This is a genomic window from Curtobacterium sp. MCBA15_013 (assembly GCF_001865095.1).
GTDB lineage: Bacteria > Actinomycetota > Actinomycetes > Actinomycetales > Microbacteriaceae > Curtobacterium.
Window position 1 is genome coordinate 1,316 of sequence record NZ_MJGQ01000042.1, and the last position, 332, is coordinate 1,647.

General features: G+C 72.0%; 1 pseudogene. It reads left to right on the top strand.

Annotated features, from left to right (window positions below):
* Positions 1-332 (top strand): annotated as a pseudogene (locus BIV01_RS19895) (hypothetical protein); the annotation flags it as partial.

The following is a 332-nucleotide window of genomic DNA, read 5'->3' on the forward strand; positions in this document are numbered from 1 at the left end:
GCCGCCCTCGGCGTCGGTGCGGTCGCCGGGCTGGCGCTCGTCTGGTGGTTCGGCGACGTCCAGGACGCGTTCGGTGTCGCGTTCACCTCGGTGACCCGGATGTGGGTCGCCCTGGCGTGCGCCGGGATCCTGCTGCTGGTCGTGCTGCTCGTGCAGGGCGGCTGGACGGGTCGGGTGGTCGCCGGGGCCGCTGCCGCGAGCCTGCTGCTCGCAGCGGGTCTCGGCATCAACGTCGACTTCGGCTTCTACAAGAACGTCGAGCAGGCCATCGCCACGAACCCCTACAAGACGCGGACCCTGGCGGAACGGGACCCCGCGGTCGAGCGGCTCGT